The organism is Rathayibacter tanaceti (assembly GCF_009834165.1).
GTDB lineage: Bacteria > Actinomycetota > Actinomycetes > Actinomycetales > Microbacteriaceae > Rathayibacter > Rathayibacter tanaceti.
In genome coordinates, this window is the sequence record NZ_CP047186.1 from 2260488 (window position 1) to 2283221 (window position 22734).

Here is a 22734-nt window from a genome sequence, read left to right on the forward strand (position 1 = left end):
CCGGGGCGCCCAGCCTCTCGCCCCTACTGCCCGGAATCCCCCGCCAGCCCCGCCTTCACCAGAGAGTGCACGACGTCGTAGTCGGGCTTCTCGGGGTAGACGTCCGGCGGCACGAGCTCGATCGGATCGACGGGCTGCGACTTCGTCTTCAGGCCCAGCTGGACGAAGTAGCCGAGCATGCCCTGCGGGACATCGGTCTTGATCACCTGCGAGCCCGCCGCCGCGACGTCCTGGAACTTCGCGAGCACATTGCCCGGATCGAACTGGTCGAGGAGCGCCTCCTGCACCTGGCGCTGCCGCGCCATCCGGTCGTAGTCGCTCGTGGTGTAGCGGGAGCGGGCGTAGGCGAGCGCCTGCTCGCCGTTGAAGTGGTACTGGCCGGGGTCTATCCACTGGTTGACGCCCTGCATCACGCCGTCCCCGTCGGGCAGGCCACCCAGCGGCAGCGGATCGTCGGCCACGTAGTCGATGTCGATGCCGCCGAGCGCATCGATCAGCTGGGCGAAGCCCTCCATGTCGATCAGCGCGTAGTACTGGAGCTTCAGGTCGAGGATGCCCTCGACAGCATCGCGCATCGCCTCGATGCCCGGGTCGCTGCCCTCGGCCTCGGCGTCGGGGTAGAGCTCGGGATGTTTCAGCTCTACTTCCGTGTAGATCGAGTTGAGCTTGCAGACGTCGACTCCGCAGTTGTCGGTGTTGTACCCGTCCGGGTACAGCTCGTGCAGCGGGCTGTCCTCGGGGATCGGGATGTCCACGAATTCGCGGGACACCCCGATGATCGAGGCCTTGCCTGTGGAGGCGTCGATGCTGACCACCGAGATGCTGTCCGGACGCAGCCCGTCACGGTCCTCTCCCGCGTCGCCGCCGAGAAGCATGATGTTGTACCGGCCGTCGATGGGCTGCTCGATCGCTCCGCCACCGAAGATGGACGAGAGGGTGCCGCGGGTGACCCCGATCAGATAGGTGCCGTATGCGGTGCTACCGACCGAGACCGCCATCACAGCGATCGTCGCGAAGGCGAGCACCCCGCGCATCCGCGGTCGCACCCGCACGACCCGGATGAGCCGCAGAGTGTCGAGGGTGAGCACCAGCCACACCACGCCGTAGACGACGAGCGCGGCCTGGAGCGCGAGCATCGACAGGTCGAACGTGGCCAGCGTGTAGAGGCCCGTCGGGAAGACGACGTAGAGCAGGACGCCCACGAGCAGGGCGACCCAGAGGCCCAGCGTGAAGCCGAGCCCGAGCCGTCCGAGCCTGCGGTTCCCGGCCAGGACCTGAGCGGAGCCGGGGACGAGGACGTTGACGATGAGCAGCCACCACGCCCGGCGGGTCATGAAGGCGCGGGAGGAGACGTCCGGATGCCGCAGCGGCAGGGCGACGGCGGTCACAGGCCCGCCACCAGAGCGTCGTTCTTGGCGGCGACCTGCGCCTCGAGGTCGGCGGCGAAGGCGTCGAGCGCCGACGCCAGTGCCTCGTCGGACGTCGCCAGGATCTTGACGGCCAGGAGACCCGCGTTGCGGGCGCCGCCGATGGAGACGGTGGCCACCGGGACGCCGGCCGGCATCTGGACGATCGAGAGGAGCGAGTCGAGACCGTCCAGGCGGGCAAGCGGGACCGGGACTCCGATGACGGGGAGCGACGTGACCGCGGCCAGCATGCCCGGGAGGTGCGCGGCACCGCCGGCGCCAGCGATGACCACCTTCAACCCGCGAGCCCGGGCATCGCGCCCGTAGGCGATCATCGCCTCCGGAGTGCGGTGCGCCGAGACGACCCGGACCTCGTGCGCGACGCCGAACTCGGCGAGCGCCGCCGAGGCCGCCTGCATGACGGGCCAGTCAGAGTCGGAGCCCATCACGACTCCGACGAGCGGGGACGGGCCGTTCACGAGCGCACCCGCGTTCACGACAGGGCTCCGGCAGGGGTCGGGGAGGTCGTCTGGCTCGTCACGGCGACCATCGTACGGGTCAGTCCGTGAGAACGGCCGCCGCCGCGCGCGCTTCGTAGACCACCAGGTCGAGCTCGTCACCAGCTGCCGCGACGTGCCCGACCTTCCGACCCGGCCGCGGCTCCTTGCCGTAGTTGTGCACCTTCACGGTCGGATGCTGGGCGAGGACACGCGGGTAGCGATCAGTCAGCGACTCCCCCACCGGACCGCCGAGCACGTTCACCATGACCGTCCACGGATCCCGGCAGCCGGTCGCCCCCAGCGGCAGGTCCAGGACCGCGCGCAGGTGCTGCTCGAACTGCGACGTGGTCGAGCCGTCCATCGTCCAGTGGCCGCTGTTGTGCGGGCGCATCGCCAGCTCGTTGACGAGGATCCGCTCGTCGCTCGTCTCGAAGAGCTCCACTGCCAGCACGCCGGTGACGCCCAGCTTCTCGGCGATCGTCTCCGCGATCTCCGCAGCCGCCGCGGCGATCCGGCCCGCGGAGGCGGGGGCCGGCGCGATCACCTCCGCGCACACTCCGTCGCGCTGGACCGACTCGACGACCGGCCAGAGGATGCTCTCGCCGGAGGGACGGCGTGCGACGAGCTGCGCGAGTTCGCGACGGAAGTCGACCAGCTCCTCCACCAGGAGCGAGCCCCCTCGACCGTCGTCGACGAGCGCCGCGAACCAGTCGTCGGCCTCGTGCGCCCCGCGCACGACGCGCACGCCCTTGCCGTCGTAGCCACCGCGGGCCGTCTTCACGACGGCAGCGCCTCCGTGGTCGGCGAGGAACACCGCGAGCTCCTCGGCGGAGGAGACCTCGGCCCACTCGGGCACCGGCACGCCGAGCTCGCTCAGGCGGCGCCGCATCATCAGCTTGTCCTGCGCGAAGAGGAGGGCGTCGGGGCCGGGGTGCACGGCCACGCCGCGCGCGATCAGCTCGCGGAGGATCGGCTGGGGGACGTGCTCGTGGTCGAACGTCACGACGTCGACGGTCTCGGCGAAGGCGAGCACCGTCTCCTCGTCGCGGTAGTCACCCACCCGCGTCGCGGCCAGTGCCGCCGACGATCCCTCGCCCTCGGCGAGCACGGCGATCTCGATGCCGAGCTCGACCGCAGCGGGGATCATCATCCGGGCGAGCTGGCCGCCTCCGATCACGCCGACGCGCATGGGATCCTCCGTCTCCGCCCGCTGGTGCGGGGCGGCTCCATCGTACCGAGGGGCCGAGCGGCCCCGCCGATCGAGCGTCTCCCGACAGGGACGGTCACACGGGCGCGGGCCACTCCGGATCGGACGCGGGCGCGGCGGCGATCGTCTCGCGCAGCAGCTCGGCCGCCAGCTCCGGATCGGGGAGGTCGCGCAGCACGAAGAGGTCGGCGCCGCTCTGACCGATCCGCACGTCTCCGCAGCGGGCCACGCGTTGGAGGACGCTCCTGTCCACGGTGACGGACATCCGCCGATCGAAGACGAGCTCGGCACGTCGGACGGCGACGACTCCGCGCCGGGCGGTCAGGCCGGTCGGAGTGATCCGATAGTGCACGCTCGCCCACTGCGCGAGGCCGGGCACGCACAGCAGCAGCACCAGGACCGCCGTGCCGATCCCGATGATCCAGCGCTGCAGCGGCAACTCGAACTGCGCCGCGAAGTAGAAGCCCGCCCAGGTGAGCAGCAGGAAGCCGAGGACGGGAGCGAACGCCTGTCGGGCACGCGGAGTCAGGCGCGCGAGCTCGCGCTGCGCGGGGTCGGACGAGGAGCGGGCCATCACGAGCGCAGGTGAAGGACATCGCCCGATGAGAACACGCGGTGCACGCCGTCCTGCCGCAGCACGAGGGCGCCGTCGGCCGCGAGCGAGTCGGCGACTCCCTCCGCGTGCGTGCCGTCGGGGAGGTCGAGTCGCACGCGCATGCCGAGGGTCGCGCAGGAGTGCCGGACAGCCGCGGCCGTTCCCGCGGACTCCGCGTCGCCCAGGGCGAGGAGCGGAGCGAGGAGCGCCGCGAGCTCGGTCAGGAAGGCGGACAACACCGTGTCGGCGTCCGTCGTCGAGGCTCCAGCGAGGGCGAGGGAGGTGGCAGTGGGCACCGGCAGCTCCGTCTCGTCGAGCAGGAGATTGACCCCCGTTCCCACGATCACGCGGCCGTCGGCGAGTCGCTCGGCAAGGATTCCCGCCGTCTTCCGCCCACCGATGAGGACATCGTTGGGCCACTTCACCGCGACGTCCGCCGGCACCAGTCGAGCGAGTGCCCGCGCCAGGGCGGTTCCCGCCACCAGGGGCAGCCAGCCGGCGGCCGCGGCGTCCAGACCCGAGGCGTCGACCAGGATCGAGGCCGCCAGAGTCCTGCCCGCAGGGGCCTCCCATACGCGCCCGAGCCGGCCCCGGCCTGCACGCTGGTCGTCGGTCGCGACCACGGACAGGTGCGGCCACGCCGCGGGATCGGCCGTCGCTCGCTCGCGCAGCTCGTCGTTGGTCGACCCTGCGTGCTCGAGCACCACGATCCGGGGGGAGACGGCCTGCGAGAGCGGGAGCTGCATGCGGCAACGGTAGCGGCGGCTCCCGCGAGGCACCTCGACGCGCCCGCTCCTTGTCGGGATCCTCCCGCGCAGACGCCTGCTCCCTGTGCACGGGCGACAAGAGAGACGGTCTCGGCCGCCGGTAGGGTGAGCGAGTGACCGCGAACACCGAACGTCCCGCGCCCGATCTGTACACGACCGCGGGGAAGATCGCGGACCTGAGGAACCGCTACCACGAGGCCGTCACGGCCAGCGGCGAGGCGGCGATCGAGAAGCAGCACGCCAAGGGCAAGATGACCGCGCGCGAGCGGATCGACACCCTCCTCGACCCGGGCTCGTTCGTGGAGCTGGACGAGTTCGTCCGCCACCGCACCCACGCCTTCGGCATGGAGAAGAAGCGCCCCTACGGTGACGCCGTCGTCACCGGGACCGGCACCATCCACGGCCGGCAGGTCGCGGTGTACTCGCAGGACTTCACGATCTTCGGCGGCTCGCTCGGCGAGGTGGCCGGCGAGAAGATCATCAAGGTGATGGACCTCGCCCTCAAGACGGGCGTGCCGATCATCGGCATCCTCGACTCCGGTGGAGCCCGCATTCAGGAGGGCGTCGTCGCCCTGGGCAAGTACGGCGAGATCTTCCGCCGCAACACCGCGTCGAGCGGAGTGATCCCCCAGATCTCGATCATCTGCGGCCCGGCCGCGGGCGGCGCGGTCTACTCCCCCGCCCTGACCGACTTCGTGATCATGGTCGACAAGACCAGCCAGATGTTCGTCACCGGCCCCGACGTCATCAAGACCGTCACCGGCGAGGACGTCGGCATGGAGGAACTCGGCGGCGCGCTGACCCACAACAAGATCTCGGGCGTCTCCCACTACCTCGCGAGCGACGAGGACGACGCACTCGACTACGCGCGGACTCTCCTCTCCTTCCTCCCCGACAACAACCTCTCGCCGGTCCCGGTTTTCGAGACCGAGGTCGACCTCGAGACCACCGACGCCGACCGCTTCCTCGACACGGTCATCCCGGACAGCCCGAACCAGCCGTACGACATGCGCGCCGTGATCGAGCACATCGTCGACGAGGGCGACTTCCTCGAGGTGCAGCCGCTGTTCGCCCCGAACATCGTGATCGGCTTCGGCCGGGTCGAGGGGCGCTCGGTCGGCATCATCGCGAACCAGCCGAGCGCCATGGCCGGCACACTGAACATCGAGGCCGGAGAGAAGGCCTCGCGCTTCGTCCGTTTCTGCGACGCGTTCTCGCTGCCGATCCTCACCCTGGTCGACGTTCCCGGCTACCTGCCCGGCACTGATCAGGAATGGACCGGCGTCATCCGCCGTGGGGCGAAGCTGCTCTACGCCTACGCCGAGGCGACCGTTCCCCTGGTCACCGTCATTCTGCGCAAGGCCTACGGCGGCGCATACATCGTGATGGGCTCCAAGCAGCTCGGCGCCGACATCAATCTGGCCTGGCCGACCGCCGAGATCGCGGTGATGGGCGGCCAGGGCGCCGTCAACATCCTCTACCGCGGCGAGATCCGCAAGGCGGAGGAGGCGGGCGAGGACGTCGCGGCCGTCCGCACCCGGCTCGCGAACGAGTACACCTACAACGTCGCCAGTCCGTTCCTCGCCGCCGAGCGGGGCGAGCTCGACGGCGTGATCGAGCCCTCCGCCACGCGCGTCTCGATCATCAAGGCCCTGCGCGCGCTGCGCACCAAGCGGGCGAACCTCCCGGCGAAGAAGCACGGCAACATCCCGCTCTAGCAGCCCGGCGATTCGGGACGGGAGACGGCACGACGGCGCGGCAGCCCTTCTCAGCGGCCTGCTCCCCCCGGCGCACGTCGTCGACCTCACCGGGCTGCGCAGCCCCATCGGGAGCGGTCGGGATGCTGCGGCCTGCCGCCGTGCTCCCGGGCCACCGGGCGCTGACGCCTGCCGTCGTCCTCGTCGTCGCCGCGCTGCTCCCTCAAGCCGGCGCGACAGGCGGTGCCTCGGCGCTCACCCGCTCGCCGTCGGCGTCGCCCCGTCGCCCGCGGGCGCCTTCTCCTCGGCTCGGGAGCCGACCACGCGAGCGAAGGCGAGCGCCTGCGACGCCGACAGGTCGGGCAGGTAGGCGCGGCCCAGCGCCGCTCCGATGCGCGGGAGCTGCAGCGCATCGGGGTAGGCCATCCACAGCCCGGCGTAGCGCGGGTGGAACTTGGCCTTGAAGCGGAACAGCGACGTGAAGCCGTACGCGGGCTCGAGCGTGCGCGAGAGGAACTCGAGCAGGCGCGAGAGCACTGTCGGCTCGGGCGGCTGCTGCCCCTCCTCGATCGGCGCAGTCGCGAGCGGGGCACCCGAGAGCGAGAGGAACTCGGCCCCCTCCTCTTTCACGCGCAGAGCGGCGGAGGCGATCAGGAACTCCATGATCCCGGGCATCGCGTCGTCGGAGCGGCGCATGAAGTCGAGCGTCCACCCGATCACGCGGCCTTCGCGGTGCACGGGGAGCCAGCTCGTCACTCCCTGCAGGACGCCGTCCGGCCCGACGGCCAGCAGCAGCGCCACATCGGGATCCCGCACCTCGTCGATCCCGCCCAGCGTGAAGCCCATCTCGGGCAGGGCCTTTTCGGCGACCCACCGCTCCGACAGGTCGACGATCTGGTTGGCCATGCCGAGCGAGAGCTCCGGCCAGCTCGTCCACTCCGCCCGAATGCCGAGCTTGATCCCCCGGTTGAGCGGGTATCGGACCTTCTGCCACTGCTTGCCGGTGAGTTCGAACGCCGAGAGCTCAAGGATCGTCTCCTCGCCCACCGAGAGCCGCGACCAGCCGAGGTCGTCGAAGATCGGGAGCAGCTCGTCGTGGATGCTGTAGAAGACCGGGGTCCAGCTGCGCTCGTCGCAGAATCGCACGAACTCGGCCACCGTGTCGGCCCGACGCTCCGGCGTGCAGGCGGGATCGGAGAGCGTGAGGGCGACTCCGCCGATGACCCGGTAGGCGACTCCGCCCTCGCCGTCCCGCGAGATCCAGTGCGCGTTCCCCTCCCACGTGCCCTGGTGGCCGAGGCTCCCCGCGCCGTGGCGCGTCAGCAGGGCTCGGTAACGAGCTTCGTCGCCGCGGACGCGCTGGATGTCGGTGGCCCGGAGCAGAGCGATGATCGCCACCAGGACGAGCAGCCAGAACACCGGTCCGACCCATTCGAAGACCACGCGCGCCAACGGCTCCCGCGGCACCGCGAGCAGACCCGCTCCGCCCAGGAAGCTGACCGGGACGAAGCGCAGGAGCCCGTCGAGCAGCAGCCGGCCGAAGCCGAGTAGAGGCTCGAAGCCCGTGCGCACCCCGGCGGACAGGACGAGGTAGCTGCCGAGCGAGGCGACGAAGCCGATCGCGACGACGCGCGTCCACAGCCGGGCGGCGGCGCGCGGCGCGCGGATCCGGAAATGACGCCGCCCCAGCACGAGCACGGCCACGACCCCGAGCGGCACCAGGACCGTCGTCGCCACCCAGAGCAGGTACTCGGCGTAGTACTGGAACTCGGGATGACGGGCGGCGCGCTGGAGGGAGAAGACCTCGAGGATCGCGATCGCCACGTTCACCCCGATCGCCAACAGCAGGCTCAGACGGCGACCAGAGCGCAGCCCGTAGGCGGCGACCAGCAGCAGCAGGAGCGGCACGAAGGTCAGCAAGATCGGGCCGGGCGCGACGAGGCTCAGGCGGACGTGGTGGGCGCAGTGCCGAACCGCGCGGCTGCACGGGTCCTCCAGATCGGTGGTGCCGGTGAAGGCGCTCTGCAGGAGGCGGCCGAGGAACGAGAACGGGCCGTACCCCGAATCCGACAGGACGGCGACCAGCGGGCCGATCGCCGTGACCGCGACGATGGTGGCCAGGAGGGCGCGGGACTCGCGGTGCGAGCTCGGCGCGGGCCGCTGCGGACGCAGCCCCGCGACTCCGCCGGCGAGCAGCGCGCCGAGCACCAGGCCTGACGCGCCCGAGAGCAGCCGGTAGACATCGGCGGAGTCGCCCGCGTAGAGCATGAACATCAGCACGACAGCGAAGACGGAGACGCGCAGGCGGCGGCGCCAGAGCGCGCCCATGAACGCTGTGGCGGTCACCAGCGCACCCACTGCGCCGATCAGCGGATCGAAGGTGTGATCGCCGACCGTGTCGCCGGCCCACCACTCCCCCGCCTGGGCACCGATCGCCTGGAGACCCGCGCCGAGCACGGCGCCGAGCGCTCCGGTGAGGAGGAAGGACACGGCGGTGCGGGCGGACCCGAGGCGGCGCTCGGCCACGATCAGCAGCGGCAGCATCAGCAGCACGTCGAGGAGCAGCTGGAGCGGATCGGCGGCGATCAGGAGCGATGTCACGGCCGTCCACGGCCGTCCGTCGAGCGTCGTGTTCGCTCCGGCCGCCCACCAGGCTGTCGTCTCGGCGCTGGCCGGGCCCGCGAGCGTCCCGGCGACGGCACTCGCGGCGACGAGGACGAGGGTGATCGCCACGGCAGCCGGAGAGCGCCGAACCAGCCGTCGGAGAGGACGGAGTACCGCCGCGCCGCGCCTCGTGGACCAGGTCGGCATGCGGGAAGGCTCCTGTTCGCGAGGGACGGACGCCGCTCCGGCGACACCCGCGTCAGCATAGCCATGCCCCGCCACCCCCCGCCGTGAACGGCATGCGATAGCGTCACGGGATGACCGCATCCGACTCCGAACCCGCCGTCGTCATCTCCACTCCGGGCCTCGACGCCCGTCAGATCGCTGCGATCACAGCGGTCGTGACCGCGCTGGCGTCGCGGACGAGCACCGAGCCCGGGACGCCGCGCGAGCCCAGCGGCGGCTGGAACGACCGCGCCTCCGCGCTGCGCTCACCGTTGCGTCCCGCCGCGGGCGCGTGGCGCTCGTTCTCGGGCTGACCATCCCGAGGGCCGAGCCGGTTCCGACCCTCCTCGTCGCGGATCCCGCGATCTGCGCCGAGAAAAATGAATTTTGTCCCCCGATTAGTCCCCTAAAGTGCCGACTACCGGGCCCCTTGCGGACCGAGCATAGTTGTCTTCGTAAGGTGCTCCATCTACGGACGGGGCATCGCCAATCACCCGCCGACCAGGGTAACGAGGCGGGTGTGTTGGGGGCGAGTGAGGGTAATATTCGGGTTGTTACCCTCACTCGGGGTTTGACGGCGGGCCGGGCCCCCTCTTCGGAGGAGTGGACGGCCCGCCGCACTCCGTTAACGAGCCGGTAGCGACTCGCCGGCGTCGCCGGGCGTCGCGCAGCGTCTCACTCCGGCGGGCGACGCCATCCGACCCGGGAGCGATCGGGTCCGCCGCCGCCTGGTCCGCCACTCCAGGTCCGCCGCTGCCGGGTCACGTGACCGGCGGGTCGCGCCGCCGTCCGGGATGGGCGAGCCGGATCACGCTCCGCCGTCGCTCCGCTCCTCGCGCCGGATCTCGACCCACGCGTCGACCTCGTCGCCCGCGTCGTCCGAGCCGAGCGCTCCCGCGCTGCCGTCCCCCGCGGTCCTCAACCCCACGACCGTGACCGCCGACGGGGAGTCCGCTGAGGCGGTGCGCACCACGACGCGGTCCACCTCGTCCCGGATCCCGTCGAGCGCCTGCGCGAGCTCGCCGAGGACCCTGCGGCTCTCGCCCTCCGAGCTGCGGTCCAGACCACCGTCGTCGAGCACCGACACGGTGACACCGCGCCGCCGCGCCTCGAGGACGAGGCGGCGCACCTCGTCGTCGAGCAGCCGCCGTCCACGGATCTCGTCTCGGACGGCGGCCTCCAGCAGACGACACTCACGTCGTTCCTCCTCCGACAGCCCGGGCCCTGGAGCTGCGATCCTGCGCAACATGTCGGAGGCGATCGCGCGAGTCTGCTCGAGGCGCACCTCGCGCTCGGTCAGGTGCGCCTCCTCCGCAGCCCGCCAGGAGGCGGCCGCACGCTCGGCGGCCTCGAGAACCCGCGCCTCCGCCCCCGCCCGGCCGAGCTCGATGATCAGCAGCTGCGCGATGGCGACCCAGGCGATCCCTCCGACAACCCCGAGGGTCGCGAGCGCCACCGGCCCGGCCCAGACGACTGTGTGCACGATCAAGAAGGCGACGCCCACCCAGGCGCACAGAGCGCGGCGCCGGGCGCAGACGATGGTCATCAGGGTGCCGACAGCAGCGATGTACCAGGTGGAGTAGCCGTTCGAGGCGGTCGGATCCAGCGAAGGCGCGACGAGCAGCGGCAGCGCGATCGCGACGCCCGTCATCCCGATCGCCACGGGGAGGGACAGACGCATGCTCGCGCCCGGCCACAGGGCGACCACGGTCGCCGCGACGTAGAGCGCGACCGCGACCAGGTCGGCCGGGGTGGCCGGCGAGATCCGGAACGAGAAGAACGCGAGCACCACGTGGTAGAGAGAGAAGCCGGCGCCGAGCGCCTGGAGCAGGGGGCGGGGATAGGTGATCACCGCTGTCCCGCCTCTCCGTCGCGCCGCCAGCCCAGCACGACCCGCGTGCCCTCCCCGGGAGCGGAGTCGACCCGAGCGGAGCCCCGCGCGTTGTGCACGCGCTCGAGGATGGACAGGCGGATGCCGAGGCGCTCGCGGGGCACCTCCGAGAGCCGGAAGCCGCGGCCGTCGTCCTCGATCACGATCTCGACGACGCCCTCGTCCAGCCTCCCGTGCACCGAGCGGCGCACGCTCTCGCTCGGACCGGCGTGCTGCGCGCTGTTGGTGAGGGCCTGCCAGGTGGCGCCGAGCAGCGCCTCCGCGATCGTCCGAGGGAGTGCGGCGCGGCGCGGGTCCAGCCCTGGAGCCACCTCGACCGTGCACGCCGCCTCGAAGGTCGAGGCGGCGTACGCGAGCTGACGCTCGAGCATCTCGACGGCCACGAAGCCGTCCGGCGTCTCGGGTTCGCGCTCAGGGAGGAGAACGGCGAGCGTGCGCTGCGCCATCGTCGAGACGAGCGCTCGCTCTGCCGGCGACTCGGCGGAGGAGGCCGCGAGCAGCGTCGCCAGGACGTTGTCGTGCACGAGCGCGTCGACCTCGACCCGCTCGACCTCTCCCGCGTGCTGGCGCATCGCCGCCTCGTACTGCCGAGTCGCTGTGCTCCGGGCGCGATCGACGCTGTCGGCCGACTGCCGCAGCACCGTGATGAGGACGAGCATCACGAAGCCGACGATGCCCACATATGCGGCGTCGAGGACCGCGCGGGTCGGCTCCGCCCCGCCCCCGGAGGGCAGGACGCGCAGCGTCCCGAAGAGCACCGTGGTGAGTGAGACGTAGGCGATCGCGATCCGGAGCGGCGCGGCGATCGTGCAGAACGCCGTGCCGATCGTCAGGAGGTACCAGATCCACGGTGTCTCCCGCGGGGCGGAGCCGGGTTCGACCGCCGCCGGCCAGGTGAGCAGCGCCACGAGCACGCCGACCGCCACGAGGACGGCGGTGATGCGGGAGCCGCGCCGCAGGACCGCGGTGAGGACCGCTCCACTCAGGGCTCCGAAGACGAGCACGAGGACCGGCCAGGCGATCTCGGGGCGCAGCAGCGGCAGCTGGGCGAGGATCGGGGGGACGGTCTGCAGCCCGAAGCCGAACCCGAAGAACGACACGACGGTGCTGATGATCCGGTCGATCCGCTCCCGCCCGGCGTGAGTGCGGGCGGACGCCCCCTCAGCGCCCGCCATCGCCGTCGTCCGGGTCGATGCCCGGGAGGATGCCGTCCTCGACCGCGCGGCGCAGCAGGTCGACCTTGGTCGGGGCCGGGCGCCCGATCTCGACGTACTTGTCGCGGATCCTGTCGAGGTATTCCTTGGCCGTCGACACCGAGATCTGCAGCCGTTCGGCAACCAGCTTGAGCGGGAGTCCCGACGCGTAGAGGTGCAGCACGTCGCGCTCCCGTCGGCCGAGTACGGCTCGGGCGAAGTCGTCGTCGGCGTCGATCGCGGAGGCCCACTCGAGGTTGTTCAGCACCTCGCCGCGGGCGACGGTGCGGATCGCGGCGACGACGGTCGACATGGGCGACGACTTCGGGATCACGCCGGCGGCGCCGGCGGCGAGCGCCTCCCGCACGGCGACCACGCGGTCGGCGATGCTGTGCACGAGGACGGCCGAACCGCGCAGCTGGCCCCACTTGACGTTGCTGGTGATGCTGGAGCCGTCGTTCAACGAGAGATCGAGCACCAGGACCTCGAGCTCGGCCCCGCCGATCGTGCTCTCGAGAGCGCGGACCGTCTCAGCGGCGGCGACGACCTGCATCCCCGCGCTCTCGATGGCGGCGGCGACTCCGAGGCGCACCGACTCGTGGTCATCCACGATGGCCACTCGCACGCGAGGACCCGCGACCTCGACCTCCGTGTTCGGCTCCATCCGGCCCATGGTACCGACGCGGGAGCCGCGCCGGGTCAGCCGTCGCGTCGCACCAGTCGCGCGACGGCCTCGACGTGCGACGTGTGCGGGAAGAGGTCGAAGCCGTCGAGCCGCTCGAGCTCGTAGCCGGCGCCGGTCAGGGCGCCGACGTCCCGGGCCAGGGCGACCGGGTCGCAGGCGACGTAGATCAGCTGGGCGGGACGCAGCTCCGCGAGCGCATCGGTGACCGCGCGCCCGGCGCCGGAGCGGGGCGGATCGAGGACGACGGTGGCGGCGCGCCAGCGGTCCCGCTCGCGCGCGTCGGCCTGCGCGATCACGTCGCGGAGGTAGCGGTCGACCCGAGCGGTCACGGCTCGGGCTCCGACCTGGTCGGCGAGGTTCGCGAGTGCGTGCTCCGTGGCGCGGGCGTCGCTCTCGACGCTCGTGACGCGGACGCCGACGGCCAGGCGGTCGGAGAGCGCCGCAGCGAGCAGGCCGACGCCACCGTAGAGGTCGTGGTTCGCGGCGCGCGGATCGGCCGACGCCACGTCGACCGCGCCCTGGACCGCCTCGAACAGCGTGGCAGCGGCTCCGCGGTGCACCTGCCAGAAGCCGGAGCGGTCGACGCGGAAGGTGCGGTCGGCGACGAACTCGCTGACCACGGTCCGGTCGCGCCGGGCACGCTTGTCGGACGGGTCGTGGACAAGGACGGCGGCGCCCTCGGACCCGGCAGCGTCGACCAGGTCGACGACCGAGCCGGGCGCCAGACGCTCACCGAGCGGCGCTGCAGCCGAGGAGGCGGCGGTCGCCAGCGGCAGGGAGTCGACGGTGACGACATGGTGGCTGCGTGCCGCGTAGGGCCCGACCCGACCCTCCTCGTCGACGTGCAGCCGGTTGCGGGTGCGCCAGCCCAGACCGCCGGACTCGTCGTCGCCCGCGAGGGGCGCGACGTCGACCGTGACCTCGCGGCGCGCGAAGCGGGCGAAGGAGTCGACGAGGACGAGACGCTTGAGCTCGCGCTGGTAGGCGAGGTCGGCATGGCCGAACTCGGCGCCGCCCACGCGCTCCTCGGGGCTGCGGTCGAGTCCGGCCTGCGGCCAGACGTGCTCGACGCGGTGCTCCGAAGCGGTGAGCACCTCGAGAGCCTCGGCGCGCCAGAAGCTGTCGTGCCGGATCTCGCTGACCCGTGCGCGCACCCGCTCGCCGGGGAGCACGTCGGGGACGAACACGACGCGACCCTCGTGGCGGGCGACGAACACGCCTCCGTGGGCGACGTTGCTAATGTCGAGCTCGATCTCGGACCCGAGTGCGTCGTCGGCCCCAGCGGGGCGGGAGTCGGCTCGGGGCGGGGTCTGTGCCATCCGTCGAGCATCCCACAGCGTGGGCCCGGCCGCAGGGAGCCCTCGTGCGCCTCTATCTCGCCTCCACCTCGCCCGCGCGTCTCGCGCTGCTGCGGGCGTCCGGAATCGAACCCGTCATCGTGCCCTCCTGGGTCGACGAGCCCGCGGCCGTGGCACGGGCCGAGCAGGAGCACGGGTCCGTGCTCGACGCCGACGCGACCGTCTCGCTGCTCGCCCGCGCGAAGGCCAGCGCCGTCCTCGGACCGGCGATCGACGGACTGGTGCTCGGCGGCGACTCCGCGTTCGTGCTCGACGGCGTCGTCCACGGCAAGCCGCACGAGCCGGAGCGCGCCCGCGAGCGCTGGCGAGCCCAGCGCGGACGGACCGGGCGCCTCCACTCCGGCCACTGGCTGATCGACCACCGCGGCGGACGCGTCGTCGCCGAGGCCGGGGCGGTCACCTCCGCCGCTGTCACCTTCGCCTCCGACATCGACGACGCCGAGATCGACGCCTACGTGGCCACAGGCGAACCGTTGGAGGTCGCGGGCGCCTTCACGATCGACGGGCGGGGCGCCGGATTCATCACCGCGATCGAGGGCGACCCTTCGACGGTCGTCGGGATGTCGGTACCGACCCTCCGTTCGCTCGTGCGCGGACTGGGGGTCGAGTGGACCGCGCTCTGGAACCGCTGAACCGCACGCAGCACCCGAGGCGCCGCCCGCGCCCTTGTGAGGATCCGACGAAGCCCCCGCGCTTCTTTGTGGTGAGCCGCGCCGGGCTCGACGAGGCCGCCCCCTAGGGTTGGGAACCATGCCGAAGATTACGAAGGTGCTCGTCGCCAACCGGGGCGAGATCGCCGTCCGAGTCGTCCGCGCCGCCCGCGACAGCGGGATCGCCTCCGTCGCCGTCTACGCCGACCAGGACCGCGACGCCGTGCACAGCCGCCTCGCCGACGAGGCCTACGCCCTCGGTGGGACGACCAGCGCCGAGACCTACCTCGTGATCGACAAGCTCCTCTCGATCGCGCGCCGCTCCGGCGCCGACGCCGTCCACCCCGGCTACGGATTCCTCGCGGAGAACGCCGACTTCGCCCGCGCCGTCATCGACGCCGGGCTGATCTGGATCGGCCCCGGCCCCGACGCGATCGAGCGCCTGGGCGACAAGGTCTCGGCCCGCCACGTCGCCGAGAAGGTCGGCGCCCCGCTCGCTCCCGGAACCCTCAACCCCGTCTCGGGCGCCGCCGAGGTGCTCGAGTTCGTCGACCAGCACGGCCTCCCCGTCGCGATCAAGGCGGCGTTCGGAGGCGGTGGCCGCGGCCTCAAGGTGGCCCGCGAGCGCGACGAGGTGGAGGAGCTGTTCGCCTCCGCGACCCGTGAGGCCGTCGCCGCCTTCGGCCGCGGCGAGTGCTTCGTCGAGAAGTACCTCGACCAGCCCCGGCACGTCGAGACGCAGTGCCTGGCCGACGCGCACGGCACGGTCGTCGTCGTCTCGACGCGCGACTGCTCGCTCCAGCGCCGCCACCAGAAGCTCGTCGAGGAGGCGCCCGCGCCGTTCCTCACGGACGAGCAGAACGCCGAGCTGTACCGCGCGTCGAAGGCGATCCTCCGCGAGGTCGGCTACGTCGGCGCCGGGACCTGCGAGTTCCTGATCGGCAAGGACGGCACGGTCTCGTTCCTCGAGGTGAACACGCGGCTGCAGGTCGAGCACCCCGTGTCGGAGGAGGTCACCGGCATCGACCTCGTGCGCGAGCAGTTCCGCCTCGCCGAGGGCGGCACCCTCGACTACGACGACCCGGAGCCGCGCGGCCACTCCTTCGAGTTCCGCATCAACGGCGAGGACGCGGGCCGCGGCTTCCTGCCGGCTCCCGGCCCGGTGCACGTCTTCAAGGTGCCGGGCGGCCCCGGCGTGCGCGTCGACTCCGGTGTCGTCGCCGGCGACGTCATCTCGGGATCGTTCGACTCCCTCCTGGCCAAGCTCATCGTGACCGGCGCGACCCGCGAAGAGGCTCTCGAGCGCTCGCGGAGGGCGCTCGCCGAGTTCGAGGTCACCGGGCTGCCGACCGTGCTGCCGTTCCACCGCGTCATCGTCGAGGACCCGGCGTTCGCTCCGGCCGACGGCGCGCCCTTCTCGATCTACACCCGCTGGATCGAGACCGAGTTCGAGAACAGCATCCCCGCCTGGAGCGGCGAGCCGGGCACGATCCCGGACGCCGCCGCCCGCCAGAACGTCGTGGTCGAGGTCGACGGCCGCCGCGTCGAGGTCTCGCTGCCGGGCGACCTCGTCGGCTCGGCGCCCGCGCGCGGGACCGCCGCAGCCTCCCCCAAGCGCCGCGGCTCCTCCTCGGTGAGCACGGTGACGGGCGACTCCGTCTCCTCGCCGATGCAGGCCACGATCGTCAAGGTCGCTGTCGCCGAGGGCGACACCGTCGTCACGGGCGACCTGGTCGTGGTCCTCGAGGCGATGAAGATGGAGCAGCCGCTCACGGCGCACAAGGACGGCGTCGTCCGGGGAGTGAACGCTGAGGCCGGGTCGACCGTCCCCGCGGGCCACGTGCTGCTGCAGATCACCTAGGCGGGGCTGCGCGCATCCCGGTCGGCTGGTGCGGGTCAGGTGACGATGTGCATGGCGCGGGCCGCGTCCGAGATCGAGCCGGTGAGGCTCGGGTAGACCGTGAAGGCGCGCGCGACCTGGTCGACAGTGAGGCGGTGCTCGACCGCGAGCGCCAGCGGGAAGATCAGCTCGCTCGCCTTGGGGGCGACGATGACGCCTCCGATGACGGTGCCGGAGCCGGTGCGGGCGAACAGCTTCACGAAGCCGTCCCGGATGCCCATCATCTTGGCCCGCGGATTCGCCGCGAGGGGGAGCTTGTAGATCTCACCCTGCGCGATCCCCTCCTCGATCTCGCGCTGGCTCCAGCCGACGGTCGCGATCTCGGGCTGTGTGAAGATGTTCGCCGCAACGTTGCGCACCTCGGTCGGATTCACCGCGTCGCCCATCGCGTGGAACACGCCGGTGCGTCCCTGCATCGCGGCGACCGAGGCGAGGGGCAGGAACGTCGTGCAGTCGCCCGCCGCGTAGACCGAGGGAACGCTGGTGCGGGCGACCCGGTTCACGCGGATGTGACCGGATGACGTGAGCTGGACGCCCGCGTCCTCAAGGCCGATGCCGGCCGTGTTGGGGACCGAGCCGACCGCCATCAGGCAGTGCGAGCCCTCGACGACACGGCCATCTGACAGGGTCGCCCGCACTCCGGTCTCGGTGCGCTCGACGCGGTCGGCGCGGGACTTCGAGAGGACGACCATCCCGTTGCGCTTGAAGACGTTCTCGATGACGGCCGCGGCGTCGGCGTCCTCGCCGGGCAGCACCTGGTCGCGCGACGAGATCAGGGTCACGCGGGCACCGAGGGCGCGGTAGGCGGAGGCGAACTCCGCTCCGGTCACGCCGGATCCGACCACGATGAGGTGCTCGGGCACCGACTTGAGGTTGTAGAGCTGCGTCCAGCTGAGGATCCGCTCGCCGTCGGGAGCCGCGGTCGGGAGGACACGGGGGCTCGCCCCGACGGACACCACGACGGTGTCCGCCTCGATGCGGTCGAAGTCCATCCCCACTCCGCCGGCGGCGGTGGAGACGATGAGTGCGTTCGAGCCGTCGAGGCGGCCGTCGCCCTGCACGATGCGCACGCCGTGGTGCACGAGGGTGGCCCGCATGTCCTCGGACTGCTGCCGAGCGAGGCCGAGGAGCCTCTTGTTCACGGTCGCGAGGTTGACGGCGACCTCGGGGCGCACAGGCCGGTTCTGTTCGGAGCGGGTGAAGAACTGCACGCCGAGGTCGGCCGCCTCGCCGATGGCGTTCGTGGCCTCGGCGGTGGCGATCAGCGACTTCGACGGCACGACGTCGGTGATCACGGCCGAGCCGCCGACTCCGACCCGCTCGACGAGGGTGACCTCCGCGCCGAGCTGCGCTCCGGCGATGGCGGCTTCGTAGCCGCCCGGCCCCCCTCCGAGTACAGCGATCCTCTGCGCGCGCTCGAACTCATAGGCCATGTCCCCATTGTCCCCCGCCGCTGGGAGTTCGCCCAATCGTCCCGTGATCGGAGGGGCGGAGGCGGCGCACCGGGGCCCGGACAGCCCCTCGGTAGGGTGGGGGAATGGCCGACCAGACCCCGCATCCGCTCGACGCACCCGACGCCGATCCCTTCGAGATCGCGGCCCGCGCCGCCTCGCAGATCGCCGAGGCGACGGGCGTCGAGAGACACGACATCGCGCTCACCCTCGGCAGCGGCTGGGGCAGAGCCGCCGATGCGATCGGCGAGACCACCGCGAGCGTGGACGCCACCGAGATCCTCGGATTCTCCAGGCCCGCGGTGCACGGGCACGGCGGCACCCTCCGCTCCGTTCTGCTGCCGACAGGGAAGCGTGCGCTGATCATCGGAGCGCGCACTCACTACTACGAGGGCTACGGCGTGCGCAGGGTCGCCCACAGCGTCCGGACCGCGGCCGCCGCGGGCGCGACAGTGATGATCCTCACCAACGGCGCCGGCGGCATCAAGGAGCACTGGACGCCGGGCACACCCGTGCTCATCAGCGATCACATCAACCTCACGGCCGACTCTCCGCTCGAGGGTGCGACCTTCATCGACCTGACCGATCTCTACTCCGCGCGCCTGCGCGAGCTCGCGCGCCGCACGCGTCCCGAGCTCGACGAGGGCGTCTACGTGCAGTTCCGCGGACCGCACTACGAGAGCCCCGCAGAGGTGCAGATGGCTCGGATCATCGGGGGTCACATCGTCGGCATGTCGACCGCCCTCGAGGCGATCGCAGCGCGCGAGGCCGGCATGGAGGTGCTCGGCATGTCCTTGATCACGAACCTCGCCGCCGGCATTCAGAAGACACCCCTCAGCCACGAGGAGGTGCTCGAAGCCGGACGCGACGCCGAGGACGACCTCGCTCGGCTCCTGGCCGGGATCACGGGAACGCTGTGACCGCCGACGTCCGCGCCCTCGCGGAGGACTGGCTCGCACAGGACCCTGACGCCGAGACGCGGGAAGAGCTCGTCGGCCTGCTGACCGCCTCCGACACCGGCGACGCCGCGGCCCGCGCCGAGCTGGAGGACCGCTTCGGCGCGCGCCTGGCCTTCGGCACGGCGGGCCTCCGCGGCGCGATCGCGACGGGTTCCAACCGGATGAACCGCGTGCTGGTCTCGCAGGCCGCCGTCGGCCTCGCCGACCACCTTCTCGCCCAGGGCCTCGAGCGACCCGTCGTCGTGATCGGCTACGACGGCCGGAAGAACTCCCGCGTCTTCGCCGAGGACTCCGCCGCGCTGATGGCCGGCGTCGGCGTCGACGCGGTGCTGCTGCCGAGACTGCTGCCCACGCCGGTGCTCGCGTTCGCGGTGCGGTACCTGAGCGCCGACGCGGGCGTGATGGTCACCGCCAGCCACAATCCGCCCCAGGACAACGGCTATAAGGTCTACCTCGGCGGCGCCGACGAGGGCTCGCAGATCGTGCCGCCCGTCGACTCCGAGATCGCCGAGCGGATCCTCGCGGTCGCGCGCACGAAGCGGGTCCCTGAGCTGCCCCGCGGCGAGTATCGCCTCGCGGAGGAGTCGGTCGTGACGGCCTACATCGAGGCGACCGCAGCGCTCGGGCGGCAGACGGCTCCGCTGCGCGTGGTCTACACGGCGATGCACGGGGTCGGCTGGGAGACTGCGCACCGGGTGCTCTCGTCCGCCGGTTTCGACGAGCCCGCGGTCGTCGTCGAGCAGATCGAGCCCGACCCCGCGTTCCCCACGGTGGCGTTCCCGAACCCGGAGGAGGCGGGGGCTCTGGATCTGTCGTTCGCGACCGCGCGCTCCGGTCGTGCGCAGCTGATCATCGCCAATGACCCGGATGCCGACAGGTTCGCCGCGGCGCTGCCCGATCCCTCGGCGCCCGAGGGCTTTCGGAGGCTCACCGGCAACGAGGTCGGCGCACTGCTGGGCTGGCGCGCGGCCGAACAGGCGCGTCGCGAGGGCCGCGGCGGAGGGGCGCTCGCCTGCTCGATCGTCTCCTCCCCCGCTTTAGGCGCCGTCGCCGCCGACTACGGGCTCGACTTCATCGAGACGCTCACGGGCTTCAAGTGGATCTCACGGGTGCCGGACCTGGTCTTCGGCTACGAGGAGGCGCTCGGGTACCTGGTGAACCCCGGGACGGTGCGCGACAAGGACGGGATCTCGGCGGCGCTCGCGTTCCTGTCGCTCGCGAGCGAGCTGGCCGCAGAGGGACGCTCCGTCGAGGACGAGCTCGAGGCGTTCGCCGCGAGGTTCGGGCTCTTCGGCTCGGAGCAGATCTCGCTGCGGGTGACGGACCTCTCGGAGATCGGCCGCATCATGGCGGGGCTCCGGGCGAGTCCTCCGAGTGCGATCGGCTCTCTCGCGGTCGCGCGCACCGAGGATCTGCTGGCCGAGGACGGTGTCCTGCCGCCCACGGACGCACTGCGCTTCTCCCTCGACGGAGCGCGCCTCATCGCGCGCCCGAGCGGCACCGAGCCCAAGGTGAAGCTCTACCTCGACGCCTGGTCCACCGATCCCGATGCCGCGGCTCGTCGGTCTGCTGTCTCGTCCCGCCTCGCCGCCCTCCGAGCAGGAGCCCGGTCCCTCCTCGAGTGATCCGCCGGATCGCTCAGCCGAGCGCGCGCTCGATCTTGGCCGTGATCTCGTTCTGGTCGAGGTAGTTGTCGATCACGACGACCTCGGCGAAGGTGGGGGCGATACGGTCGACGAGCTCGCCCGAGGTGAGGATCACCTGTGCGTCGGCGGCGAGGCCGTCGACCGAGTCGAGGTCGGAGGCGATCACCTCCGCCTCAAGGTCGAGCGCCTCGAGCGCCCGCTCGGCGCCGAGCTTGAGGATGGCCGAGGTGCCGATTCCGGCGCCGCAGAGGGTGACGATCTTCATGCGCTTCTTCCGTGGTGCGGGACGTGTGGGCTGTCGTCGGTGAGGACGGCGTTGATGCTGCGGACGGTGCGGGCAGCGGCGAGCGCGGTCACCGCGTCGGGGCGGCTGAGCACGTCGGCGAGTCCGGAGACGAAGCCGAGATGGCCGTGCGACTGCGTGGCGGCGATGCCGATGACGACCGAGACCGGGTCGTTGGTGCTGTGCCCGAAGGGCACGGGCTCGGCGAGCGTGACGACTGAGAGACCGTCGGCGAGCACGTCGTGGCCCGGCCGGGCGTGCGCGAGCGCGAGTCCAGGTGCGATGACGATGTAGGGCCCGAGCACGTCGACCTGCTCGATCATGCGGCGCGAGTAGGCCGCCTCGACGGCACCGGTGCGCTCGAGAGCGCGACCTGCCTCGAGGACGGCCTCGCGCCACGAGGCCGCCGAGTGCCGGAGGGCGACCGCTTCGTCGGCCAGCGCGTCGAGAGGCATCCTCAGGCCGCCTCGAAGCCGGTGCTGATCGTCTCGATCAGCTCGCGACGCTCGTCGAGCGGGAGGAAGCTGGCCTGGGCCGCGTTCAGTTGGAACGCCTCCAGGTCGTCGAGATCGTAGCCGAACGCGTCCGACAGCAGGGCAAGCTCGCGGCTGAGGGTCGTCGCGCTCATCAGGCGGTTGTCGGGGTTCACCGTGACCCGGAAGCCGAGTTGGTAGAGCAGGTCGAAGGGGTGATCGATCAGCTCGGTGCCCCACGCGGCGATCGCCCCGGTCTGCAGATTGGAGGAGGGGCTGAGCTCCAGCGCGATCTCGCGATCCTTCACCCACTCGGAGAGCTCGCCCAGGGTCACGTAGCTCGCGTCGTCGTCCTGGCGCTCGATCCGGATGTCCTCGGCGAGCCGCACGCCGTGGCCCAGGCGCAGGGCGCGACCGTCGAGCAGGGCCGAGCGGATGCTGCCGAGACCGTCTGCCTCGCCCGCGTGCACGGTGGCCGGGAAATGCGCCGACGCGAGCGCCTCGAACGCGGCACGGTGCCGGGACGCGGGGTGCCCCGCCTCCGCCCCCGCGATGTCGAAGCCGATCGCTCCCCGCTCGCGGTGGCGGAGGGCCAGCTCCGCGACCTCGAGCGAGCGGTCGGCGTGCCGCATCGCCGTGATCAGCTGGCCGACCCGGATCCGGTGGCCGTGCGCCGCCGCCTCCTGCACGCCCTGCTGCAGTCCCTCTTGCACGGCCTCGACCGCCGCATCGAGGGTGAGCCCCGAGCGCTGGTGCTGCTCGGGCGCCCAGCGCACCTCGCCGTGCACGACGCCGTCGGCGGCGAGGTCGAGGACGAACTCGCGAGCGACGCGCTCGAGGGCCGGCGCGGTCTGCATCACCGAGACGGTCACCTCGAAACGGGCGAGGTAGTCGGTGAGCGAGCCGGATCCGGGGGTGCTCCGGAACCATTCGCCGAGGGCCGCCGGCTCGTCGGCCGGGAGCTCGGCGTCGATGGCGCGGGCGAGCTCGACGATCGTCCCCGGGCGGAGGCCGCCGTCGAGGTGATCGTGCAGCGAGACCTTCGGCAGCTCGTCGATGAGGATGCCCTCGCCCGGAAGGAGGTACTCCTCGATGTGATCGGTCACGGTGCTCCTCGCGAGTCGGGCTGTGGTTCGCGGACCACATTAGAGGGTCGACGAGGACGGCTCACCGTCCGGCGCCTCCCGGGCCACGGCGGCACGGACGAGATCGCCGGCTCACGGCACGGCGTCCGGCTCGCAGCC

20 protein-coding genes are annotated in these 22734 nt (G+C 71.9%); 6 read left to right on the top strand and 14 right to left on the bottom strand.

Going from position 1 to position 22734, the window contains the following annotated elements:
- Positions 1 to 23: 23 nt before the first annotated feature.
- The 5 genes from GSU10_RS10530 to GSU10_RS10550 all read right to left on the bottom strand — a co-directional run bounded on the left by GSU10_RS10530 (position 24) and on the right by GSU10_RS10550 (position 4454).
- Positions 24 to 1388, bottom strand: coding sequence for an LCP family protein (locus GSU10_RS10530; RefSeq protein ID WP_241972871.1), 1365 nt, complete (start codon positions 1386 to 1388; stop codon positions 24 to 26).
- Positions 1385 to 1852, bottom strand: a complete 468-nt coding sequence (gene purE, locus GSU10_RS10535) for a 5-(carboxyamino)imidazole ribonucleotide mutase (RefSeq protein WP_068211642.1) — start codon at positions 1850 to 1852, stop codon at positions 1385 to 1387. The genes GSU10_RS10530 and purE overlap by 4 nt, the downstream gene beginning before the upstream one ends.
- Before the next feature lie 112 nt (positions 1853 to 1964).
- Positions 1965 to 3095: a 5-(carboxyamino)imidazole ribonucleotide synthase gene (locus GSU10_RS10540; protein WP_068211620.1), complete on the bottom strand. Its 1131-nt coding sequence runs from the start codon at positions 3093 to 3095 to the stop codon at positions 1965 to 1967.
- Between the two features lie 94 nt (positions 3096 to 3189).
- Positions 3190 to 3687, bottom strand: coding sequence for a PH domain-containing protein (locus tag GSU10_RS10545; protein WP_068211623.1), 498 nt, complete (start codon positions 3685 to 3687; stop codon positions 3190 to 3192).
- Complete coding sequence (locus GSU10_RS10550; RefSeq protein WP_068211625.1) at positions 3687 to 4454, bottom strand: biotin--[acetyl-CoA-carboxylase] ligase; 768 nt, start codon at positions 4452 to 4454, stop codon at positions 3687 to 3689. The genes GSU10_RS10545 and GSU10_RS10550 overlap by 1 nt, the downstream gene beginning before the upstream one ends.
- A 134-nt stretch (positions 4455 to 4588) precedes the next feature.
- On the opposite strand from GSU10_RS10550, the gene GSU10_RS10555 reads away from it, so the two are divergent.
- Positions 4589 to 6193: an acyl-CoA carboxylase subunit beta gene (locus GSU10_RS10555; protein WP_068211629.1), complete on the top strand. Its 1605-nt coding sequence runs from the start codon at positions 4589 to 4591 to the stop codon at positions 6191 to 6193.
- Between the two features lie 234 nt (positions 6194 to 6427).
- Here the strand turns inward: GSU10_RS10555 and GSU10_RS10560 are convergent, their stop codons facing one another.
- On the bottom strand, positions 6428 to 8905 hold the full coding sequence (locus GSU10_RS10560) for a bifunctional lysylphosphatidylglycerol flippase/synthetase MprF (protein WP_158286056.1): 2478 nt from the start codon (positions 8903 to 8905) through the stop codon (positions 6428 to 6430).
- A 188-nt stretch (positions 8906 to 9093) separates the two neighbouring features.
- Here GSU10_RS10560 and GSU10_RS10565 point away from each other — a divergent pair, with 188 nt between their 5' ends.
- Positions 9094 to 9315, top strand: coding sequence for an acyl-CoA carboxylase subunit epsilon (locus GSU10_RS10565; RefSeq protein WP_068211632.1), 222 nt, complete (start codon positions 9094 to 9096; stop codon positions 9313 to 9315).
- Positions 9316 to 9809: 494 nt separating this feature from the next.
- Here GSU10_RS10565 and GSU10_RS10570 read toward each other — a convergent pair whose 3' ends face one another.
- The 4 genes from GSU10_RS10570 to GSU10_RS10585 are packed head-to-tail and all read right to left on the bottom strand — an operon-like array spanning position 9810 to position 14089.
- Positions 9810 to 10853, bottom strand: coding sequence for a hypothetical protein (locus GSU10_RS10570; RefSeq protein WP_068211633.1), 1044 nt, complete (start codon positions 10851 to 10853; stop codon positions 9810 to 9812).
- Positions 10850 to 12067, bottom strand: a complete 1218-nt coding sequence (locus tag GSU10_RS10575; RefSeq protein WP_068211637.1) for a sensor histidine kinase — start codon at positions 12065 to 12067, stop codon at positions 10850 to 10852. Before GSU10_RS10575 ends, GSU10_RS10570 begins: the two co-directional genes overlap by 4 nt.
- Positions 12054 to 12758: a response regulator transcription factor gene (locus GSU10_RS10580; RefSeq protein ID WP_068211639.1), complete on the bottom strand. Its 705-nt coding sequence runs from the start codon at positions 12756 to 12758 to the stop codon at positions 12054 to 12056. Before GSU10_RS10580 ends, GSU10_RS10575 begins: the two co-directional genes overlap by 14 nt.
- A 26-nt stretch (positions 12759 to 12784) precedes the next feature.
- Positions 12785 to 14089 carry a class I SAM-dependent RNA methyltransferase gene (locus GSU10_RS10585; RefSeq protein ID WP_132503994.1) on the bottom strand — a complete coding sequence of 435 codons (1305 nt, stop codon included), beginning with the start codon at positions 14087 to 14089 and terminating at the stop codon, positions 12785 to 12787.
- 44 nt (positions 14090 to 14133) lie between these two features.
- Here GSU10_RS10585 and GSU10_RS10590 point away from each other — a divergent pair, with 44 nt between their 5' ends.
- Together GSU10_RS10590 and GSU10_RS10595 are read left to right on the top strand one after the other, a co-directional pair.
- The gene (locus tag GSU10_RS10590; protein ID WP_068211432.1) at positions 14134 to 14760 is read left to right on the top strand and encodes a Maf family protein; all 627 of its coding nucleotides are present in this window, start codon (positions 14134 to 14136) and stop codon (positions 14758 to 14760) included.
- A 118-nt stretch (positions 14761 to 14878) separates the two neighbouring features.
- Positions 14879 to 16639 (top strand): acetyl/propionyl/methylcrotonyl-CoA carboxylase subunit alpha, encoded by a 1761-nt coding sequence (locus tag GSU10_RS10595; protein WP_068211435.1) that lies wholly within the window; start codon positions 14879 to 14881, stop codon positions 16637 to 16639.
- 35 nt (positions 16640 to 16674) lie between these two features.
- On the opposite strand, the gene GSU10_RS10600 is transcribed toward GSU10_RS10595, so the two are convergent.
- Positions 16675 to 18111, bottom strand: a complete 1437-nt coding sequence (locus GSU10_RS10600; RefSeq protein WP_068211438.1) for an NAD(P)H-quinone dehydrogenase — start codon at positions 18109 to 18111, stop codon at positions 16675 to 16677.
- 104 nt (positions 18112 to 18215) lie between these two features.
- Between GSU10_RS10600 and GSU10_RS10605 the strand changes: the two genes are divergently transcribed.
- Together GSU10_RS10605 and GSU10_RS10610 are read left to right on the top strand one after the other, a co-directional pair.
- Complete coding sequence (locus tag GSU10_RS10605) at positions 18216 to 19049, top strand: purine-nucleoside phosphorylase (protein WP_132503992.1); 834 nt, start codon at positions 18216 to 18218, stop codon at positions 19047 to 19049.
- On the top strand, positions 19046 to 20713 hold the full coding sequence (locus GSU10_RS10610; protein WP_068211442.1) for a phospho-sugar mutase: 1668 nt from the start codon (positions 19046 to 19048) through the stop codon (positions 20711 to 20713). Before GSU10_RS10605 ends, GSU10_RS10610 begins: the two co-directional genes overlap by 4 nt.
- Positions 20714 to 20726: 13 nt before the next feature.
- Here GSU10_RS10610 and GSU10_RS10615 read toward each other — a convergent pair whose 3' ends face one another.
- The 3 genes from GSU10_RS10615 to GSU10_RS10625 are packed head-to-tail and all read right to left on the bottom strand — an operon-like array spanning position 20727 to position 22596.
- Positions 20727 to 20999: a PTS sugar transporter subunit IIB gene (locus GSU10_RS10615; RefSeq protein ID WP_068211445.1), complete on the bottom strand. Its 273-nt coding sequence runs from the start codon at positions 20997 to 20999 to the stop codon at positions 20727 to 20729.
- The gene (locus GSU10_RS10620) at positions 20996 to 21472 is read right to left on the bottom strand and encodes a PTS sugar transporter subunit IIA (RefSeq protein WP_132503990.1); all 477 of its coding nucleotides are present in this window, start codon (positions 21470 to 21472) and stop codon (positions 20996 to 20998) included. The genes GSU10_RS10615 and GSU10_RS10620 overlap by 4 nt, the downstream gene beginning before the upstream one ends.
- A gap of 2 nt (positions 21473 to 21474) precedes the next feature.
- Positions 21475 to 22596, bottom strand: coding sequence for an adenosine deaminase (locus tag GSU10_RS10625; RefSeq protein WP_068211448.1), 1122 nt, complete (start codon positions 22594 to 22596; stop codon positions 21475 to 21477).
- Positions 22597 to 22734: the final 138 nt, after the last annotated feature.

Bases quoted from the DNA above. Each gene is read 5' to 3' on its own strand.
- GSU10_RS10545 (WP_068211623.1), bottom strand. From the start codon at position 3,687: ATGGCCCGCTCCTCGTCCGACCCCGCGCAGCGCGAGCTCGCGCGCCTG.
- GSU10_RS10580 (WP_068211639.1), bottom strand. From the start codon at position 12,758: ATGGGCCGGATGGAGCCGAACACGGAGGTCGAGGTCGCGGGTCCTCGC.
- GSU10_RS10595 (WP_068211435.1), top strand. From the start codon at position 14,879: ATGCCGAAGATTACGAAGGTGCTCGTCGCCAACCGGGGCGAGATCGCC.
- GSU10_RS10615 (WP_068211445.1), bottom strand. From the start codon at position 20,999: ATGAAGATCGTCACCCTCTGCGGCGCCGGAATCGGCACCTCGGCCATC.
- GSU10_RS10540 (WP_068211620.1), bottom strand. From the start codon at position 3,095: ATGCGCGTCGGCGTGATCGGAGGCGGCCAGCTCGCCCGGATGATGATC.
- GSU10_RS10565 (WP_068211632.1), top strand. From the start codon at position 9,094: ATGACCGCATCCGACTCCGAACCCGCCGTCGTCATCTCCACTCCGGGC.
- GSU10_RS10605 (WP_132503992.1), top strand. From the start codon at position 18,216: ATGGCCGACCAGACCCCGCATCCGCTCGACGCACCCGACGCCGATCCC.
- GSU10_RS10575 (WP_068211637.1), bottom strand. From the start codon at position 12,067: ATGGCGGGCGCTGAGGGGGCGTCCGCCCGCACTCACGCCGGGCGGGAG.
- GSU10_RS10600 (WP_068211438.1), bottom strand. From the start codon at position 18,111: ATGGCCTATGAGTTCGAGCGCGCGCAGAGGATCGCTGTACTCGGAGGG.
- GSU10_RS10620 (WP_132503990.1), bottom strand. From the start codon at position 21,472: ATGCCTCTCGACGCGCTGGCCGACGAAGCGGTCGCCCTCCGGCACTCG.
- GSU10_RS10550 (WP_068211625.1), bottom strand. From the start codon at position 4,454: ATGCAGCTCCCGCTCTCGCAGGCCGTCTCCCCCCGGATCGTGGTGCTC.
- GSU10_RS10585 (WP_132503994.1), bottom strand. From the start codon at position 14,089: ATGGCACAGACCCCGCCCCGAGCCGACTCCCGCCCCGCTGGGGCCGAC.
- purE (WP_068211642.1), bottom strand. From the start codon at position 1,852: ATGGGCTCCGACTCTGACTGGCCCGTCATGCAGGCGGCCTCGGCGGCG.